General features: G+C 68.5%; 15 protein-coding genes. 12 read left to right on the top strand and 3 right to left on the bottom strand.

From position 1 onward, the window contains the following. The 9 genes from DQW85_RS38275 to DQW85_RS38240 form a co-directional block, all read left to right on the top strand. Positions 1 to 1,038 (top strand): PLP-dependent cysteine synthase family protein (locus DQW85_RS38275; protein WP_205315713.1); only part of this gene is annotated, 1,038 nt, incomplete at its 5' end. Further along, positions 1,035 to 1,895, top strand: coding sequence for a hypothetical protein (locus DQW85_RS38270; RefSeq protein ID WP_113704626.1), 861 nt, complete (start codon positions 1,035 to 1,037; stop codon positions 1,893 to 1,895). The genes DQW85_RS38275 and DQW85_RS38270, both read left to right, overlap by 4 nt. A gap of 37 nt (positions 1,896 to 1,932) precedes the next feature. Beyond that, on the top strand, positions 1,933 to 2,745 hold the full coding sequence (locus DQW85_RS38265; protein WP_113704625.1) for a hypothetical protein: 813 nt from the start codon (positions 1,933 to 1,935) through the stop codon (positions 2,743 to 2,745). Further along, the gene (locus DQW85_RS45120) at positions 2,742 to 3,500 is read left to right on the top strand and encodes a class I SAM-dependent methyltransferase (RefSeq protein ID WP_162795711.1); all 759 of its coding nucleotides are present in this window, start codon (positions 2,742 to 2,744) and stop codon (positions 3,498 to 3,500) included. The genes DQW85_RS38265 and DQW85_RS45120 overlap by 4 nt, the downstream gene beginning before the upstream one ends. Continuing rightward, positions 3,497 to 4,870, top strand: a complete 1,374-nt coding sequence (locus DQW85_RS38260; protein ID WP_162795710.1) for a PLP-dependent transferase — start codon at positions 3,497 to 3,499, stop codon at positions 4,868 to 4,870. Before DQW85_RS45120 ends, DQW85_RS38260 begins: the two co-directional genes overlap by 4 nt. Further along, positions 4,867 to 6,141: a hypothetical protein gene (locus DQW85_RS38255; RefSeq protein WP_113704623.1), complete on the top strand. Its 1,275-nt coding sequence runs from the start codon at positions 4,867 to 4,869 to the stop codon at positions 6,139 to 6,141. The genes DQW85_RS38260 and DQW85_RS38255 overlap by 4 nt, the downstream gene beginning before the upstream one ends. Before the next feature lie 55 nt (positions 6,142 to 6,196). Continuing rightward, positions 6,197 to 6,793: a hypothetical protein gene (locus tag DQW85_RS38250; RefSeq protein ID WP_113704622.1), complete on the top strand. Its 597-nt coding sequence runs from the start codon at positions 6,197 to 6,199 to the stop codon at positions 6,791 to 6,793. Between the two features lie 18 nt (positions 6,794 to 6,811). After that, positions 6,812 to 7,750 (top strand): putative PEP-binding protein, encoded by a 939-nt coding sequence (locus tag DQW85_RS38245; protein ID WP_113704621.1) that lies wholly within the window; start codon positions 6,812 to 6,814, stop codon positions 7,748 to 7,750. Beyond that, complete coding sequence (locus DQW85_RS38240; protein ID WP_162795709.1) at positions 7,737 to 8,606, top strand: 2-phosphosulfolactate phosphatase; 870 nt, start codon at positions 7,737 to 7,739, stop codon at positions 8,604 to 8,606. Before DQW85_RS38245 ends, DQW85_RS38240 begins: the two co-directional genes overlap by 14 nt. A 126-nt stretch (positions 8,607 to 8,732) precedes the next feature. Here the strand turns inward: DQW85_RS38240 and DQW85_RS38235 are convergent, their stop codons facing one another. Next, a complete protein-coding gene (locus tag DQW85_RS38235; RefSeq protein WP_113704619.1) occupies positions 8,733 to 9,689 on the bottom strand; it encodes a hypothetical protein in 957 nt (318 codons plus the stop codon). 159 nt (positions 9,690 to 9,848) lie between these two features. Beyond that, positions 9,849 to 10,502 carry a class I SAM-dependent methyltransferase gene (locus DQW85_RS38230; protein ID WP_113704618.1) on the bottom strand — a complete coding sequence of 218 codons (654 nt, stop codon included), beginning with the start codon at positions 10,500 to 10,502 and terminating at the stop codon, positions 9,849 to 9,851. Between the two features lie 111 nt (positions 10,503 to 10,613). On the opposite strand from DQW85_RS38230, the gene DQW85_RS38225 reads away from it, so the two are divergent. Beyond that, positions 10,614 to 11,243: a TetR/AcrR family transcriptional regulator gene (locus tag DQW85_RS38225; RefSeq protein ID WP_205315712.1), complete on the top strand. Its 630-nt coding sequence runs from the start codon at positions 10,614 to 10,616 to the stop codon at positions 11,241 to 11,243. Positions 11,244 to 11,289: 46 nt separating this feature from the next. On the opposite strand, the gene DQW85_RS38220 is transcribed toward DQW85_RS38225, so the two are convergent. Next, a complete protein-coding gene (locus DQW85_RS38220; protein ID WP_113704616.1) occupies positions 11,290 to 14,007 on the bottom strand; it encodes an AfsR/SARP family transcriptional regulator in 2,718 nt (905 codons plus the stop codon). A gap of 369 nt (positions 14,008 to 14,376) precedes the next feature. Here DQW85_RS38220 and DQW85_RS45115 point away from each other — a divergent pair, with 369 nt between their 5' ends. Continuing rightward, the gene (locus tag DQW85_RS45115; RefSeq protein WP_162795708.1) at positions 14,377 to 18,432 is read left to right on the top strand and encodes a golvesin C-terminal-like domain-containing protein; all 4,056 of its coding nucleotides are present in this window, start codon (positions 14,377 to 14,379) and stop codon (positions 18,430 to 18,432) included. Positions 18,433 to 18,441: 9 nt separating this feature from the next. After that, positions 18,442 to 18,783 (top strand): hypothetical protein, encoded by a 342-nt coding sequence (locus DQW85_RS38210; RefSeq protein ID WP_113704614.1) that lies wholly within the window; start codon positions 18,442 to 18,444, stop codon positions 18,781 to 18,783. Positions 18,784 to 18,970 lie beyond the last annotated feature (187 nt).

Below are 18,970 nucleotides of genomic sequence, written 5' to 3'. Positions count from 1 at the left end.
CGAGCGGACGGTGACACGATGACGGTGCGGACGACGGCGCCGGCGGCGCCGGCGGCGCGCGCTCGCGGCGCGATGCGACTGGTCGGGGGCACGCCGCTCGTCGAGCTGACCACGATCAGCGCCGGGCTGCCGCACCGCATCCTCGCCAAGTGCGAGTTCGTCAATCCGGCGGGGTCGGTGAAGGACCGCATCGGCCGCCACATCGTCGCCCGGGCGGAGGAGGCCGGTCTGCTGGTGCCCGGGGTGAGCACGATCGTCGAGGCGACGGCCGGCAACACCGGCCTGGGGCTCGCCGCGGCGTCAGCGGGCAGGTATGGACTGGTCGTAGCGATGAGCACGAAGATGGGCCCGGAGAAGGAGGCGATGATGCGGGCCTGGGGCGCGCGGGTCGTGCGCTGCCCGTACGAGGTCCCACCGAGCAGTCCGGCGAGCTTCATCAACACCGCCCGCCGGATCGCCGCTGATCTGCCCGGCGGCTACTTCGTCGACCAGTTCGCCAACCCGTGGAACACGGAGGCGCACGAGCTGGAGACCGGCCCGGAGATCCTGGCACAGACGGGCGGCGAGCTGGCCGCCTTCGTCTCCGGGGCCGGAACCGGCGGCACGTTCACCGGTGTCGCGCGAGCGCTTCGCGCCGCTGGCAGCCGGGCGCTCCTCGTGCTGGCCGACCCTGTGGGCAGCATCCTCGCCGCCCGGGCGACGGGCGCGGGCGGCGCCGGACACCCGTACCTCATCGAGGGGATCGGGGGCGACTTCGTGCCGGACCTCCTCGACCTGACCCTCGTCGACCGGGCGTACTCCGTGACGGATCGGGATTCCATCAAGATGTGCCTGCGGCTGCAGCGGGACGAGGGGCTCTGGGTCGGCGGCTCGTCCGGCTGCGCGGTCGCCGCCGCCGTGCACCTCGCCGAGACCCTGCCGGGTCCGCGCTCGTCGGTCGTGGTGATGCTGCCCGACGGCGGATCCCGCTACCTGTCGACGATCTACGACGCCGCCTGGCGCGCCGCGCGCGGCCTCGACCAGCAGGTGCCGGCATGAGCGCGGGCTCCCGGCTGGCGCGGGACCTGCGCCTGGCCCGGCGGTTCGCCGCGGACCTGGCGATCGAGAACGACGAGACGCTGCTGCTCACGGGGTCGGCGACGCTGCCGTTCTCCACGGCGGGCGGCGACATCGACCTCACCCTGATCACCCCGCACGAATCGCGGGTCGAGGGGCTCGGCGCCCGGCGCTCCACCGAGCGGCTGACCGAGCAGATCGCGAACGGCTACGCGCTCTGCTACGTGCCGGCGAGCAGCGGCGAGGAGATCGACGTCGAGGTGTGGCCCACGCGACGGGTACGGGCCGCCGCGGCCGCCCTCGGCCCCGGCATCCGCGACCTCGCGGGCGTCGAAGCCGACTTCACCCGGGTCGGCGGCCTGGACGTGAAGGTCGGCACCGACCTGATGCACGCCCTCGGCTGGGGTATGCCGGTCGCGGGCGCGGAGGTCCTCGACCGGCTGCGCGAGGCCGTGTCGTGGCCCGCCTACCAGGCGTTCAAGCGGGACACCGCCCTGGTCAACGTCCGCGACGCCACGAAGGGGATCCCGGCCAGCATGCGCGACGGCCGTCTCGACGAGGCGTACCTGAAGCTGTGCTGGGCCGCCGACAGCCTGGTAGACGCGCTGATCTTCCACTCCGGACTGTCGATCACCCGGTGGAAGTGGCGGCTACGCTACCTGGACTCGCTGCCCGCCTGGGTCGGCGACTGGTACCACGCCGTCCGCTTCGAGCCGATCCTCGATGTCGCCTGGCTCACGGAGCAGGCCGAGGTACTACGCGACACGTGGCGGGCCCATGCCGGCTCCATACCCGGTCCCGTTCAGCGTCCGTCGCCCGCGTCGGCCGTGACCCAGTAGCCCACCCCCATCACCAGCGTCGGGAAGGAACCGGACCGTGGACATCATCGGGCACCTCGCCGTCATCGAGCACGCCGGCGTGAGCGGTGCGGAGGTCTGGGAAGACGACGCCGTGCTGGCGCTGTTCCCCAACCTCGCGCACTGCCACGAGTGGGCCTACGGCCGCCTGCGCCGGACGATCGACGGCCCTCCCGAGGACGCGGAGCCGTCCCGGACCGCCAAGCTGATCGAAAGCCACATCATCACCGACTGGGTCATTCACTACGGTCCGCGGCTGACACCGCAGCCGCGGCGCGTCGGCTGGGCCTACCGGGAGATGCACCAGGCCACGGAGGCGATGGACAGGTTCTTCGACGACGCGCTCAAGCTCGGGATCGCGACGAGCGACCCGCGCGAGCACGACACCCGCGAACACCTGGAGCGCGACTTCGGACACACCTCGGTCGAGTGCGCGCTCGACTTCAAGGTCGGCAGCCATGTGGCGGACACGGCCCGGGAGGACGGGCTGCGAACCAGCCTGGCCAGGCTGCACGACCTGGAGTGGGCCAGGGAACTGGCGTCGGGAGTGTTCGCCGAAACGGGCGGATACACGAAGGAAGGCGACGACAAGCTGTCCCGCACCATGTCCGAGTACGGGGAGTGGGCGCGCTCGATCAGGCACCCCGAGGACTTCGCCGCCCTGACCCTCTGCACCAGGTACGGCTGGGGCTACGACCGGCGCACCGTCGACTACGTCCTGGACTTCCTCCATACCGTGGAGCGGGGCTTGGACAAGGGGCTCGCCGACCAGCTCGTGGATGAGGTGGTGGCCGCCGTCGCCGACCCGCAGACCATGGCGATCTCGCGGTGAGTGCCACGCTCCCCGGCACCGTTCTCGACGTCTTCGAGGAGCGGATGCTGGACGTCTGGGAGCGCGGTCGCTTCGAGGTCAGCGATCCGCAGGGCACCGCGCGACTGATCCACCTGCTGCTGGAGCGCGAGGGGTTCACCACCACGGCGTCCGTCCTCGCCGAGTCGGGCATCCGATCCCAGTGGAATCGGGTGCTGGCCGAGGAGCGGTCGAACTTCCTCGCATCCTGGCTGCGCCCGTACCTCGAGGCGCCGGTCCTCGATGTGCTGGGCGGGGACTTCAGCGTCCTGCGCGCCCTGGTCACGGCGGGACTGCCGGCCGACGGCGTGGTCGGGTGTGAGCGGCTGCACGCGTACGAGGTGGACTGGGCCGCGCAGCCCTTCCTGGTGCACGACGTCGCGGCCGAGGTCGCCCTGCCGCAGGGGCCGTTCCGCTCGCTGCTCGTCAGCGCGGTCCTGCATCACGAGCCGGACCCCGGCCGGCTCCTCGATGCGGCCGCCCGCACCGGTGCGGGCCGCTGGGTGGTGGTCGAGAACTGCGTGGACGAGTCGAACACCGACGCGTTCCACCGCTATGTCGACGAATTCTTCAACCGGTGCCTCAACACCTTCGACGTCCCATGCGTGGACCAGCACCGGACCGCCACCCAGTGGCGGGAGCTGCTCGGCGGCTTCGGGCGGGTCGTCCACGAGGAGACCCGGGCCGACGTGCCCGGGATGCCCTTCCCCTACACGCTGCTGGTGGTGGACCGTTGACCCTTCGGGCACCCGGTGACCGCACGGGGTCACCGTCCAGCGCGGTCGGCGCCGCTCCGGACGGTCGCCGGTACCTCGACGCCCTCGCCGCCGAGCTGGCCGCCGAGTACCACGATCTCGGCATGTCGCCGCCGGCCCGGCTGCTGCGGGCCGTGCACGACCCCGTGGAGTTCGGTGACGCTTTCGCCGCGTACGAGGCGGCGTCGTCCGAGCTGGCCGCGGAGCTCGGGGCGGAGTTCATACCGGCGCGGGCGTACCGGTCGATGGAGGAGTTCTGGCGAGACGCGGACGCTCAGGCCGCCGGCGAGAGCCTCAACGCGTACTGGGACAGCTACGAGAACGGCCACCGGCGGCAGGCGGAACGCGTACTCGCCGAAGCGTTCGGCGCGGAACAGGTCGTCCTCGTCAACGCGGGGATGTCCGCGCTGGACGTGGCCCTTCGCTGCTCGGGGCTGACCCCGGGGCAACGGATCCTGGCGCACGACCGCATGTACTTCGAGTCACGGGACCTCCTCGACGAGCTGTACGCGCCCTGGGGGGTTCGTGTCGTCCGTGTCGACATGCGCGACCACGTGGCGGTGACCGAGGCCGTCCGCGCGCACCGTCCTGCCCTGGCGCTGGTCGAGCCGGCGCTCAACGGTCCGGGCTGTGACGTCCCGGTGATCGAGCCGTTGATGGAGCTGCGGGTACGGACGGTGATCGACGTCTCGGCCCTCGGCCACGGACTCTCGCCGGGCGAGCTCGCCGGCGGTTCGGACGTGCTCTACGTCGAGTCGGGCATGAAGTACCTCACCCGTTCCGCGGGAGTGGGTGTCATATACGGCTGGTCGGCGTGGGCGGACGCCGCCCGGCAGTGCGCCCGCCAGACCGGTCAGCAGCTCCAGGGGCGCGCGTTGCACTGGTTGCGCAGAGGCGAGATGCGTACCTGCCGGGAGCGGCTCGCCGTGCACTCCGCGCGCCGCCGCGGATTCGTCGCGACGCTGGGCGCCGCGATGCCGGACCTGTGGATCTCCGACGCCCGCACGGGAGCCGCCGACCGGGACGACGCGGTCGCGAGGGCCGTGCGCGACGGCGCCGACGGCTGCATGGTGTTCGTCCGGCTGCCCGAGGTGCCCGGTACCGATCCCGAGGACCTGCATCGCACGACCGTGGCCCGGTGGGCGGCCGACGACGAGATCCCCCGGGTGCGTGCCGGGTTCGGATGGACGCGGACGACCGGGCGCGCCTATGGCCGGGACGCGCTCAACTCGGCGCCGGCCGAGTGCTTCATCCGGATCAGCGTAGGCATCGAACCTCAACAGGAGATCGACGTGCTCGCGCTCCGCCTGGCGCGCGCGGCCGAGCAGACGATCGGAGAGGCGCCGACATGACCCACGGGACCTTCACCGACCTCGCGCCCCTGCTTCCCTGGCCGCGCGCGTTCACCTCCGTTCCGGGCGCGGAGCCGGAACGCAGCCGGAGCACCCTCGCCCGTCTCGCCAACGACGTCTGGGCGACCGTCAGGCTGCTGGCGGCGAGCGCCCTGGACGTGCCCGGCTTCGAGGCGAAGCTCGCGATCGGGGAGGCGCTGCACGCGCTGACAGAGGTCGCCGCGTCCGTCGAGGAACGCACGGCCGAGCTGGGCCGCCGTACGGCACCCGCCGACCGGGCTCCCGGCACCGGCACGCGGTCACGGCTCGCCGCGGCGCTGTCCTCCCCCGCCGGGGCGCGGCTCGCGGCGATGCCGGACGACTGGTTGCGCCCGCTGCTCGGCACGTTCGGCTCGGCGGCGTTCGATCCCCTGCTGGACGGGCCGTCCGAGCGGGTACGTCGACGCGCGCTGTTGGACATGGGCGATGCCTTCACGTGGTTCTTCGAGGCCGAGGGGCGGCTCGCGGAGGCGGCCGGTGAGGCGCCTCCGGCACCGGGGGCGTCCGGCTCGCCGGCATCGCAGGCGTCCTGCTCACCGGCACCGCGGGCCTCCGGCTCGCTTTCGCGGCCGACGATGGGGGTCCGCGATGCGCGGTTCCGGACGTTCGAGCACACCCGCGACTACCGCAAGGCCGCCGACTGGCGGTGCTCGGCCTCGGAGTACGAGGACGACCTGATCGAGCTGCTCCGCGTGAACCGCGACGAGATCGACGCGCTGGAGACCTTCGCACTCGCGCTGTTCGACCTGGTGGAGGAGGCGCCGCTGGAGGCGCTCCGGCATCTCGCCCGGCTGGCGTGGGACGAGGCCCGGCATGCGGCCATCGGTCACACGCTGCTCGCCGAGCGCGGCGTCGACCCGTACGGCTACGAGTGCAGCATGATCGGCATTCGGGTGCGCGGCGCGATGTCGGGATGGGACGCGTGGACGCAGATCACCCTCTTTGGCGAACTGGGGATCATCGGCCCGATGCGCGCGCTGGTGCGCGAGGCACAGAAGCGCGGCGACGACCGCGTGGCCGCGGCGTTCGGCTTCGTCTGCCGCGACGAGACGATGCACCTTCACGACTCGCGTCGCCTGCTCGCCGAACACCATCCGCTCGGCGACCTCTCCGCGGCGGGCGAGCGGGCTCGCGCCCATGCCGGCCGGACCCTCCAGGAACTCGGGCTCTTCGAAGCCGAACAGTTCGAGAAGCTCGACGGCCGCCAGATCTTCGAGCTGCTCGGTGAGTAGCGCCGGCGCGGCGGGTGCGACGGGCCTCACAGCGCCACCGGCGTGGCTGGACGGGATGAGCGGTGTCCAGTTCCACCACCGTTCCCTGCTCTGCTGGCCCGAACTGCTGACGGAGGAGGGCCGGCGGCGGATTCGCACGCTGCTGCACACCGGCGCGCGCGTGCTGAGCCTGGGCGCGCCGTTCCCCGCGACCGTCGTCGCCGACGTCCACACGGTGCCCCTGACGGTCTGGACGGTGGACGAGCGACCGGGCTCCGGAGGCGAGGGCGCATTGATCTTCGAGCCCGGCTTCGCGGAGTGGGCCGAGCTGACGGCGATGTCTCGGGAGGTCGGGCTGACCCCGCTGGCCGGCAGCGCGCGACGCCACCCCGAGTGGAGGCACGCGCGGGTCCGCCACGAGCATGGGCTCGTGGCCGCGGCCAGCGCGCAGGACCTGGCCGCCGAGGTCGCGGGCGGGCCCCGCCGCCTAGTGTGCTCGGTGATGTCGGCACCGGCTTTCCGGCACAGCGGCGCCGCGCGGCGGTGCGTCGATGCCGCTGTCGCCGGTGCGGGGGCCGCCGCGCTCGTCGAGCCGCGAGCCGATTCGGGAGGCTTCTTCGCTCGGCTCGGCTGGGCGCCGACCGCCACCGCCCACCTTTACCGCTACCGTTGACACGACGTGAGGACGTCCATGCCCAGAGATCACGCCGAGGTCCTGCCCATGCGCCGCCGGCTGAGCCTGAGCGGTGAAATCCCGCCGGCATCCGTGGTGGCCAAGTTCGACGGCATCGGCCTCATCCGCAGCGAGTACGTGCTACGCGCCGAGGGCCACTTCATCACCACCGCCCATGCGCAGCGAGTGCTCGCCGACTACCTCACCACCGTCATGGCCGTCTGCCCGGAGGCACCGGTCTGGTACCGCACCAGCGAGATGACGTCACAGGAGGCCAACACCCTCGTCGAGGTCGACGCGCGCTACCAGGAGGCCGACTTCATGAAGGGACGGCGTGGCATCCGGCGCGCGCTGGAGCTTCCCGGCGCCTTCGAGACCGAGCTCCGCGTCGTCGCCGAGGTCGCCCGGGACCATCCGAACCTGCACCTGTTGACGCCGTTCGTCCGTGACGCAGCCGATTTCGGCTTCGCGGTGGACATGCTCGACAAGGTCGGGTGGCCCAACCGGTTCGGGTCGATGGTCGAGATCCCCTCGCTGCTGCTCGACCTTCCGGACCTGCTCGCGATGGGCGCCTCCAACCTGATGCTCGGCCTCAACGACCTCTCCTCCCTGCTCACCGGAACGAGCCGCGAGTTCACCGCCATGGACATGAAAACGCACCCGAGCGTCTGGTGGACGGTCGGGCGGGTCCGCGAGCAGGTCGGCATGGCCTGCGAGTGGGGCGTCGCCGGCAACCTGAGCAAGGCGGTCCTCGAACGGGCCGAGCGCGCCGGGGTGCCGTACGCCAGCGAGCACTACAGCGAGCTGCCCGCCCTGCGCGGCCTCGACCCGGACGACCTTCCCGACCTCGACTTCGTCAGCCGCACCAAGGCGTTCACCCGCGAGCAGATCGCCCTGGACCAGAAGCGTGCCTGGCGCTCACGGCTCAGCGAGAGCGCCAGCGGTGTCACGGGCTGAATCCCCGGGGAGCGCCGGCCCGAGCCGTCCGGACGACCTGCCGGCGGAGCCCGACGTCCTCGCGCCGACAGGGTTCGACGCCTGGCCGGGCTGCGACGTTCACGTGGAGTGGGGAGTCACCGGGGCTGCGCTCGCCGCGGCACGCGGCGACGCGATCGTGGTCGTCGACGTGCTGTCGTTCTCGACCACGCTCGCCATCGCCGTGGCGCGCGGGTTCACGTGCCTGGTGTACAGCGGGGCCGAGATCGCTGAGATGGGAGGCCCGGAAGCGGCGGCCCGCCGCCTGGCGGCGCGCCCGCTCAGCAAGCAGCGCCGGGTGCCGCCGGGCGAACTGTCGCTCTCGCCAGGCAGCCTCCTGCGCGCCGACCCGGACCAGCGGGTGCTGTTCACCTCGCTCAACGGCGCCTCGGTCGCCGCCGCCTCGGCGTCCGCTCCCGCACTCCTCGTCTCCGGCCTGCGTAACGCCGCCGCTTCGGCCCGGACCGCTCGCGCCCTGCTGACCAGCGGCGCGGCACGGCGGATCACCGTCGTCGCCTGCGGCGAGCAGTGGAACTCGGTCGAACCCGGGGTGAGCGGACTGCGCCCGGCGGTCGAGGACTGGCAGGGCGCCGGCCTGCTCTGCCGGCGGCTCGGCGAGGCCGGCCTGTCGCTCTCGGCCGAGGCGGCCCTGGCGGCGGGCGCCTGGGAGAGCCCCGATGCGTTGCTCGACTGCGTCTCGGCCCGTGAGCTGGTGGCCGCCGGTTTCGCGGAGGACGTCGAGCTGGGGATGAAGGTCGACGTCAGCGACGTGGTGGCGGTGCGCGACAACACCGAACCGTCCGGCCGGGCGTTCATGGGCCGACGGTCACCCGGCTGAACCGAGCCGTCAGGCCGGGCGTTCACGAGCCGACGTCACCCGGCCGAACCGACCCGTTGGGCCGGACAGTCACGGGCCGGAAGGCAGCCGACTGAACCGACGCCCGCGTGTCGTCCTCCGACGGCCTCAGCCGACCGGGAACGACAGGGCGATCCGCAGCGTGTGGCGCTCCCACGGGTTGAGGAACAGGTCGTGCGTGTGGAAGGCGGACTCCACCGCGAGGCCCGTGACGGCGTCGTACCGCTCCGGAGCCAGCAGCCGCCGCAGGACGCCGTGAAGTTCGGGAAGTGCGCCAGCCCGGCCGCGCGGCGGCCCGGGAGCGGGCCGAGGCGGCGACGGGAGTCGTACCGCGAGCATAGAGGCGGCGGACCACCAGGCGTCCGCGACCGATCCAGGCGGAACGACGCCGAGCTCGTCGCGGACGCGCTCGGTGAGATCCGCGAACTCCGTCCACTCCCGGCTCGGCACCGTGGCGTGGTCGTACGCCAGCACGGCGGCCGCGCGCACCAGGCACCGGATCACGACGTCGTAGGGGTGTGGCGCCGCCCGTAGCTCGCTTGGCATGCGCAGCCTCCGAAGCCGGTCGAACCGGCACCGTTCTGGCGCGTCCGAGGAGACCACCTCCTCCAGCGTCTCCTCGCCGAGCAGAGCGACGACGTCCTTCGCGGCCTGCTCTGCGTTGTCGGGGGTGTGCAGCACGGAGTGGCAGCGGTGTGCCGCCGGCGCCACCGACCGCAGGTCCCCCGGTCGGCGCCGGCCGAAGGTACTCGGTCCCTTCCAGGCGTCCAGCAAGCCGGGAAGGTCGACATCGAAGGGCGTACGCACCACCGCCGCCACTGACGAGTCCAGCTCCGCGGCCGCGTGCGACAGCCAACTGCTTGTCGCGCGTCCCGGTCGCGGCTGTTTGAACGTGCCGTGCGCGTAGAGCGCCGAGAGCAGCGGGGGCCTCAGGACCAGCGACGACGCCGCGAGCACCTGCAGGCGCAGCGGACCCATGCGGGTGGCCAGCGCACCCCACAGGTCCTGCGCCATCGCGTCAGGCATCACGACGACGAACGCCGTGTTGCGGGGCAGCGCGAGCATGCCCCGAAGCTACCAGCGACACGGCCGAGAGCGGCGACCGAAGCCGCCGGCGCGCTCGCGCACCAAACGGCGGTCGGCAGCTTGTCGGGTGGTCGGCTGGGACGCGCTGCGAGAGGAGCCGCCGGGCACGCCGCTGTGCCGCGGCACCAGCCATCCAACCTAGGGGCGGACGGCGCGGACGTAGTGGAGCAGCGGTCTGAGGCCGCCCGTGGACTCGACGCGGAATCCGGCCCCGGGGACCAGGGCGGCGAGCAGGTCCGGCATGGTCGGCCGCGCGGCGTGCCCGGCCAGGACGCCGGCGAGCCGGGCCGCGAGCGGGTTCTCCGGCAGGCGGAACTCGGCGATCAGGAGCCGCCCTCCCGGCCGCAGCACCCGGAACATCTCCCCTACCGCCTCACCGCGTACGGACGGGGGCATGTGGTGGACGGCCAGGCTGGAGACGACGAGGTCGAACGAGCCGTCGGGAAAGGGCAGCGCCTGGCTCTCCCCCACCTGATACGAGCAGTTGCGGGGCGCCCGGCTCCGGGCGTGGTCGATCATGGGCGCGGCGGGGTCCACCCCTGTCACCTGCCCTTCGGGGCCGGCCAGGGGTGACAGGATCCGCGTCAGGTAGCCGGTGCCGCAGCCGACGTCCAGCACTCGCTCCCCGGGCCTGATCCCGGCGAGCGCGGCGAGCTGGGTGAAGACGAGCCTGCGGCGACCGGCGAACCCGAGCTCCGCTCCGACCTCGTAGAGGCGCGGGTGGTTGATCGGGCCACCGCCCTCGGCGTGGTCGTGCCCGGCGTGGTGGCGCATGAGATCCGCGAGTTTCATGGCTCTCCCCTGTTTCCGAACAATCTGTTCTGATAAATGTTCTGTTCACGTGAGCGTGCGGGTCAACGAGCAGATCCGGCGGAGTGTGCCGTACGGAACAGGACGGTGAAGGTGTCCGACAATGTGGGCAAGGGCGGCAGGGGTGACGTCGATCGGCGCGTACGGCGGTCGCGGCTGGCCGCTCGCGAGGCACTGATCGAGCTCATCCTGGAGAAGGGCTACGAGGCGGTGACGGTGACCGACATCATCGACCGCGCCGACATCGGCCGCACGACCTTCTACGCGCACTTCACCGACAAGCAGGCCGTCCTGTTCAGCAACCTGGAGGAGCTCTCGGACATGCTGCGGCTCTCACCGGGGTCCAGGCCGGGGACGCTGTTCTCGTTCAGCCTTCCGCTGTTCGAGCACGCCCAGGAGCATCGCCGCCTGGTCAGGGCGCTGCTGGGGCGGCGCGGCGGGCCCACCGTGCTGGCGCGGGGGGAACGGCTCCTGGCGGCCATCGTGCGCGACGAGCTGCTCGCGGCGCTCCCGCCCGGGCGCGTCCCGCCCGCCTCGCTGGACCTGGTGGCAACCTGCGTGGTGGGGGCGGTCATGGCGCTGCTCCGCAAGTGGGCGGACGGTGAGCTGACCGCCACGCCCGCGGAGATGGACGCCGCCTTCCGCGCCGTGGTGACGCCCGGGGTGTCGGCGATGCTCAACGGCGGTTTGCTTCGTGGAGACGAACATGGTGAAGTCCTCTGACCGGCTCCCGCTCGCCGCTCTCGACGCCAGACCCCTGTCTGTGCTGTCAGCGAGGCGATCGCCACAGTTCGCCTCGGGGATCATGGGGCAGCGACTCGAGGCCATGGAGGACTAGAGCCACTCCACGCCGGTCCCCGCTGCACCGCATGGTGTTCAGCCCCTGTAAGAGCAGCTCCCTTGCGCAGTCCACATCGTTCATCTCGAGGTAGGTGCGCGCCAGCCAGTAAAGCGCGTGCCCCAGGATGGGCATGCTCGAATGAGCGCGTGCAATGGTGAGCGCTTCCTCCAGGGCGGTCAGGGCGAGATCCGACCGCATCTGTTTCAGGTAGATCTGTCCGACATTGCGCAGGACGTGTGCTTCGACAATGGGCTCGTCCAGGGCCGCCAAATCTTCTCGTGCTCGCAGCAACAGCTTCAACGCTTCGTCCAGCCGGCCCAGGCGTCGCTGGGTTACGGCGAAGCCGATGAGAACCATGGCCAGGCCACGGCGGTCCCCCACCTTCCGGAAGATGCCGTCAGCGCGTTGCAGAAGATCTAGCGCCTCGCCGTACTCGCCCTGGAAAACACGGAGTCCGGCGACCTGCTGAAGGACACAGGCCTCTCCCCGGTGGTTGCCCGCACGCCGTACGACCTCCAGCGCTATGTCGTGACTCAATTCCCAGTCGTCGTAGTAACCACGGACGGCGTACAGGCCCGTGCTGGTCACCGTGAGGTCCCAGCACAGCTCGTCCAAGCCCACGTGCGCGGCCTGGCGGATCGCTCTGCCGAGGTTGAGCCGTTCGGCCTCGAACCAGGCGAGCGGATCCAACAGCAGTCGGTTCACCAGGTCGCGGGGCAGGGGCCAGCGAGGCGCGTCGCCGTGACTGATCATGTGGTCACCGCCGAGCAGCCTGCGGTGCGCCTGTTCGGCTAACCCGAGCCAGGCGCCGAAGGCCCTTTCCAACACCTGCCGGCGAACCCTGACGTCCATGGTCAGCCGCATTCTCTCGCCGGCATGGCACCGCACCAGGTCGTGGAAGCGATAGCGAACCGTAGGGCCTGCGAGGTCGTTACGCACCGGTTCCAAAAGATGTACGTCCACGAGTTCGTCGAGAAGGTCCTCGGCACGGTCAACGCGAATATCGCTCAGGGCGGCCGCCAGCCAGGCGGGGTAGCCGTCGACGTCCAGAAGCGAAAGTAGGTGGAATAGGTACCGGGCGGGCTGCCCCAGCGCCTGATAGCTCAGTTCGAGGCTGGCCCGCACCTGCAGCCGACCGTGGCGTAGCTCCCTGAGCCTGTGCTTCTCATCGGTCAGGCGTGCCACAAAGGATGCCAGCGACCAGTGAGGACGTGCTGCCAGCCGAGCAGCGCAGACACGTAACGCGAGCGGGAGGTTGCCACACAGGCGAGTCAGTTCGTTGGCCGCCTCGGGTTCGGCGTCCACCCGGCTGTCGCCGATGGCCCGTGCTATCAGGGCTCTCGCCTGCTTTCCCGGGAGCACGCCCAGTGTAAAGACCTTGGCGCCCGCCATGGCGGTCAGACGGGCACGGCTGGTGACGATGACTGCGCTGGAGGTGCTTCCGGGCATCAACGGCTCGATCTGCGTCTCGTCCGCCGCGTCGTCCAGAATGATGAGCATGTGTCGATGAGCCAGCAGGCTGCGATAGAGCTCGGCCCGCTCATCAACGTCCGCGGGTATCGCGGTGCCCTGAACACCGAGAGCACGCAGGAAGCGAGCGAGCACCTCAGCCGGGTTGACCGGATCGGCTTCAGTTCCTCTTAAGCGCACGAAAAGCTGACCACTCGGAAAGTCTTCCTTCATGAGTTGGGCGATCTGCACGGCCAGTGTCGTCTTGCCTACGCCGGCCATCCCCTTGATCGCACAGATCACCAGATGGGTGTTCTGCTCCCTCTGCCGAAGCATGCTCGTGACGCTGTCGATTTCCTCCCGCCTGCCGGTGAAATCGCCGATCGCCGGGGGGACCTGCCAGGGGACGGCGCCACTCGGTTCGTACCGGGGTTGGTCGGTGCGGCCCTGGTCATCGCCGACGAGAATCTCCTGTTGGAGTCTCCTGAGAATCGGTCCTGGGTCCATGCCCAGGTCATGGGCCAGCTTCGTCCGGGCATCCTGATAGGCCAGTAATGCATCAGCACGCCGCCCCGATGCGCTCAGAGCTTCGATGAGCAGCTCCCACAGCCGTTCACGGTAGGGATGTTCGCTCACAAGAGCACGCAGCCGCCCTATGGAAGGACCACCTCTCCCGAGAGGGATCGCCACGCTCAGGTACTCCTCAAACGCCTGAATCCACGTTTCCTCCAGCCGCCTGGCTTCCGCGGCCAACATCGGGGTGACCGGTACATCAGCCAACGGCGTCCCACGCACAAGCAGGAAACATTGCTCGTACAGGTCAGCGGCTTTTCCATGCAGACCGTCCGCAGCGAGCACACGCGCCTGGGTGGTCAACGCTACGAAGCGATTCGCGTCTACCTGCTGCGAAGCGATCTGCAGAACATACCCGAGTGATTGCTTCACCAGCACCTCCGGCGTCGCGCCGGAGAGAAGTTTGCGCAGTCGCGACACCAGAGAGTAGAGGGTGCTACGCGCCGACGACGGCGCCTGCTCGTCCCACAGTTCTTGAACCAGACAGTCCACGGACAGCGTCATATTCGCCCTACTGGCCAGAAGAGCGAGCAGAACCCTTTGCTTGGGCGCGGCGACGGATACGTTCTGGCCATTCACCTTGACACGAAGTGGTCCGAGGATCCCGATTTCGATGTCCGCCATATCACTCCACGAGCAGGAGGCATTGGAGTTCACCCGCGCAAGGTCCACGCAAGGTCGCCACAAGGAACATACGATACTCTACCGATCACGTTCTGAAGAATGCCCGCAGATGCGTGAGCGGACATCAGCAGACAGATCCTTGCACCCGAGAAGGACCGAGCATATCGAGCTGTGCCAGGGGGTGCCGTGAAAGGGTTTCACCGTCGCCGTACGGACCTGCATCCGCGCCGGTACTCGCGGTTACGCAATTGGAGCATATTCGGGTCGGCCCTCATCGTCGTGTTCTCCGTCGTGCAACCGATACCGCAGGCAGAGACATATCCTGCACATCGTCCCGACACCGTAGCAGCCCGGCACGACCCGCCCGCTGTGGCCGATCTGAACGACGTCTCACCGACCTGGTGGAAGGGGACAGATTTCATCGTCACAGGACGAGGTGATACCGCTGGTTACAGCATCTACATCGGACGGGAGAAGGACAAGTACGTCTTCCGGCCGCTGGCCACCATCCAACCCCACGGGTACGCGGAGGATGAATGGCTCGGTTACCAATGTGTCGCAGGTGACCGGAAGTCCGTCATCGTCACCGTGTTACCCCGGTGGGCCGTCAACAAGCCGATTCTTCGCGATCGAGGAGCACTCGCCTACAGCGTGTCCTTGGTCGATGGCACAGTGAAGCCGGTCGCCAATGGGGTCGCCTTCAAATACCACGCTTTGGGCTGCGGAACAAGCTCCGTCGTCGTGCTGCTACGACACCTCGCCACTGATCAGGCGGCCACGGAAATCCTCGCCTACGACCTCGATACGGGCCGGACCACCTCCTACGCCACCGTACATACGCAATTGACCTCTCCAGTCCCGGTGGCCGGGCGTGTTCTAGCCCTGCGGGGCACCCAGGTCGTCGAGGTGGGAAGAGATGCCTTACAACCCAAAGTCGTGGCGAGAACCACCGGACAGGCATTCCAACTTGCAGCGGGAGAGAACGGTACAGTCGATCTCTTGTCCATGGACGGCAAGGACGTCCGCGTACAGGTGCTCGAGGGCACGAGGCTTCGCGCCTTGGCCAAGGGGCCGGCCCACTCGGTCCAACTCTTCTCCGGGTTGGGCGGTCACAACACCGCGGTGGGGATCGAGTCGTCCGGGGATAGGGGCCCTGGGGACAAGGATGGAGTGCGCGTGGGCAGATCCCCCACCTCGAACGAGGCTCACCCGTCCCGTTTCGACGCCGTCAGCGTCGAGGGCAAAGTGGGACTTGCCGTCGCGCATCAGGCGGAGGCCACGGCCTCCCCGCCGCATGCCGATCATGCTCCAACAACACCCCGTCCGGCCAGCCCGTCAACACCACAACTGGTCTCACTGCTAAGCGGCCGGGTGCTGGCCGGCGATCCGCCTGTGGGACGCTCCGAGACCACGGTCACGACGGTACCCAGGGCGAGCGGAATCAGGGGGTCGAACGACAGACAGGTCACCGGCATGGCGCAGTTCACCACCCCGGCCTGCGGCGTGCCGCGAAACAATCCCCGGCGCACCGCTCTTTCCGCTACTCACCCTCAGGTCAACTGGGCGGTGGAAATGGCCTCTCGTAACCTGCTGACCGGGGCGCTGGGGCGCCCCGCCAACCATCTGGGATCAGGCCTGCCCGCTTTCAACCCGAGCTCAGACTTCCCCGTCCCGTACCTGAAACCGAATGGCGGGCACATTCCACCTGCCCTGATGAACGGGTTGCTCGCCCAAGAGAGTGCCTACAAGCAAGCCTCACGCCGCGTCCTTCCCGGGTCCGGCGGCAACCCCGTGATCTCCGATTACTACGGGGCGGCGGGAACGCTCGATACGATCGACTACAACAAGGCTGACTGCGGATACGGTATCTCCCAGATCACCACGGGTATGCGAGCGTCCGAAACCAGCATTTCAGCCAACGGCAGGGCGAAAATCGCCATTGACTACGCCGAGAACATCCAGGCTGGGATGAACATCCTGGCCAAGAAGTGGAACCAGCTATACGACGCAGGCATAAGGCTCAACGACAGCAACCCGGCCTACCTGGAAAACTGGTACATGGCCTTATGGGCGTACAACTCAGGTGTTCAGCCCGGCCCGCAGTTCGGTAATACTACCGGTTGCACCCCCAGCCCGACATGCACCGATCCCTACGGCAACTGGGGCTTGGGATGGACCAACAATCCCATGAACAACGACTACCCACCCAACCGGGCAGTGTTCCTCCAGCGGTCCTACGCCGACGCGGAGCGCCCGAGCGAATGGCCGTACCAGGAGCGCGTCCTCGGGTTCGCGGGCACACCGATCAAGAACTACAGAGGTCAGGATTCGTACCCGAAGGCGCAACCCGGGTCACAGGCGAGCGGACTGAGCATCTATTACCCGGGAAGCGACCTCTTCTGCAACGCCAGCAACAACTGTGATCCCACCACAGCCGATCGGTGTTCGAACGCGAATCGCCAGTTCTGCTGGTGGCACTCGTCCGTGACCTTCACCCTCTGCGAAGGCGGCTGTGGCGTCTCCGGTTTCGTCATGGCACCGGGAGCATCCGAACCACCACCGACCAATCCCTGGAAACCGGCATGTGACAGTGGTCTGGGGCCGGCGGCAATCATCGTGGACGATCTCAGTGATCCGAACGAGAACATCTTCTGCCCCACCCGCGATTGGGTATCGAGGGGAACGTTCTCCTACACCGTCGGGAAAACGGCCGGGGGAATGCCGCTAGGCGAGATCGACTTCCATCAGATTGCCACGGGTCTCGGAGCTCACAGCTGGATGGCGGGAAATCGGCTGGCGGCCGACACCGCTCACCACGTGACCGGGACGTGGACCCCCGCGAACCTTGCACGGGGTCCCTACGTCATCAAGGTCCACATTCCCACGGCTGGCGCCTCCGCCACGTCTGCGATCTACCAGATCTCCACTGCCGGCGGCGTGGTGAGCGAGCGTGTGATCAACCAGCACGAGCACTACAACCATTGGAAATCGCTCGGCGTGTTCCAACTGGACGAGAACGCCAAGGTCGAACTGACCAACGTCACCAGGAACGACACCAAGGGTGGCAGCGGGACCGTCGCATGGGACGCAGTGGCCTTCGTTCCCGCTCCAGGGACATACGTCGAACACACCATCGACGCGGTGGCCCTGTTCGACGAGGATACGAACCTCGACAGCGCCTTTCCGCTGAGCTGGGTGCCTGGCCCCATGAGCAGCATGCAGAAAGCCTACGACTGGGCGATGGGGCATACCGGCGATATTCTCGCGCTGCCCGGTTGCAACGACTCGACGCCTGCACACGCGTGCGTGAAACCTGCGACACGTCAAGTCATGCAGAAGTGGCGCGACGACGTAGTCGCCGCGGGTACTCACCCGACCGATCATCCCGATGGCAAGAGCGCGGCGGTGTGGATGGGTTTCGCGAATCCGTACACGGACCGTCCGGACAGCGACTCCATCCCTTCGTGGTTCGACTCCCAGGATCTCACGTACAAGATCCGCCAGAAGGTGACGGTGTCCTACGTCAAGGGAAGCGATGGCATCATCGTGCCCGGCAGCGCCGACGCGAGATACGACAACCGAACCGGCAACACCAAGGTTCCTCACTTCATTCTCGACTTCTTCACCTCCACAGCGGCCGAGTACGGGGCCCCCAGGCCGGATCTCCGTTACACGGTGGCCAATCTCAATGAATACGACCACAAGAGCAAAGCCGTCGACCCGGCGTCCACGGGGATAATGCTTGGTCAGGCATACCCGTTCGCCGGGAAGGACGGCGTTGTCACGGACTCCGCAGGCAACCCCGTGACGTCGGGAGGACGTTGCGTCGCGGCGCTCGGCGTGGCCGGCGGGATGATCGCGTGGAGACCGATGATCGGCGTCGCTTACGTCTCCACCCAGGTAGAAGGGTGGGCGCGATGGCTCAATCTCGAAAGCACCGCAGGACGGGTGCCTGCCGAAATAGCGGCACTGGCGTCGTCGATTCACGCCTACTTCTACAAGAACGGACAACCGCCGAACGGCTCCCTGTTCAACAACGCAGCCCCCATCTGGCAGGAACTCAACTTCAGGGCCTGCAGCGACGGTTCGATACGGAAGATAGCCGGGGACAAAGAGATTCTGCGCGCCAGCCACATGCCCGACCAGTACCTCTATCACAACGGCCGGGCGATGAACATGGACGGCACGCCGCGCAACGACGCGAAGCCGGTGCTCCACGGCAACTTCATCGACTTCAGCAAGCTACCCGCGCCCAACGACGGATATCCCCATTGGCCGCACCCATGGGGACCGTGCGACTACAACACCGGTCGCAGCGGCAATCCCTGGGATATGGTCCCGATCGCCGACGACGCCGGGGAGATTCCGTCGACCATCCACTTCTGCCTGGACAGGACCCTGCCCACAGACCCGGACCATAGTTAGGAGATAAGAATGGGTTTCAGCCTACTGAGCCTGTTCCTGGTCATCGCTCTCTGGGTGCTGTCCATCGTTCTCGCGATGCTGCCGCTCGGCGAGCGGCGACTCCGGGCACGGTCCAGTGAGGCTACCGGGAAGGGGAAGATGAAATGGGCCGCCGTTGACTATGCAAGGCTCGTGTACCTGGCCGTCTATATCGCCGGGTCGACGACGGTCGTCGTCTATCTGAATGGACAGGACGCCGGACAGCTCTCGCTCTACCTGATGATTTTCGCACCCGGCATCGTCATCGCCGTAATCCGTCTGATTACCCACATCCATCTTGCTGTGAGCGGCAGAGGGGGGAAGAAGAGCTAGCCGCATACGGCGATCCAGCCCGCGACGAACATTGCGAAGCATGCTGCGGAAACATGGCAGTGACATGCCGGTTCCTTACAGGCGAGGCCCTTAACAGGAAGGGGTTCATAGAGGCATTTTCATCCTCGCGCGAGCTGGTGATTCTGTAGGAGGGCGATGGCCTTGCACAGGTGTCCGGCCTTGCTTG

Origin of the sequence: Nonomuraea lactucae, assembly GCF_003313395.1 — a bacterium.
GTDB lineage: Bacteria > Actinomycetota > Actinomycetes > Streptosporangiales > Streptosporangiaceae > Nonomuraea > Nonomuraea lactucae.
The sequence above is the reverse complement of the archived record's forward strand: the minus strand, read 5'-3'. Positions and strand labels throughout refer to the sequence as shown.

Excerpts from the sequence above, each read along its gene's own strand:
- DQW85_RS38235 (WP_113704619.1), bottom strand. The coding sequence starts at position 9,689 with ATGCTCGCGCTGCCCCGCAACACGGCGTTCGTCGTCGTGATGCCTGAC.
- DQW85_RS38250 (WP_113704622.1), top strand. The coding sequence starts at position 6,197 with ATGAGCGGTGTCCAGTTCCACCACCGTTCCCTGCTCTGCTGGCCCGAA.
- DQW85_RS38220 (WP_113704616.1), bottom strand. The coding sequence starts at position 14,007 with ATGGCGGACATCGAAATCGGGATCCTCGGACCACTTCGTGTCAAGGTG.
- DQW85_RS38270 (WP_113704626.1), top strand. The coding sequence starts at position 1,035 with ATGAGCGCGGGCTCCCGGCTGGCGCGGGACCTGCGCCTGGCCCGGCGG.
- DQW85_RS38210 (WP_113704614.1), top strand. The coding sequence starts at position 18,442 with ATGGGTTTCAGCCTACTGAGCCTGTTCCTGGTCATCGCTCTCTGGGTG.
- DQW85_RS38255 (WP_113704623.1), top strand. The coding sequence starts at position 4,867 with ATGACCCACGGGACCTTCACCGACCTCGCGCCCCTGCTTCCCTGGCCG.
- DQW85_RS38245 (WP_113704621.1), top strand. The coding sequence starts at position 6,812 with ATGCCCAGAGATCACGCCGAGGTCCTGCCCATGCGCCGCCGGCTGAGC.
- DQW85_RS38230 (WP_113704618.1), bottom strand. The coding sequence starts at position 10,502 with ATGAAACTCGCGGATCTCATGCGCCACCACGCCGGGCACGACCACGCC.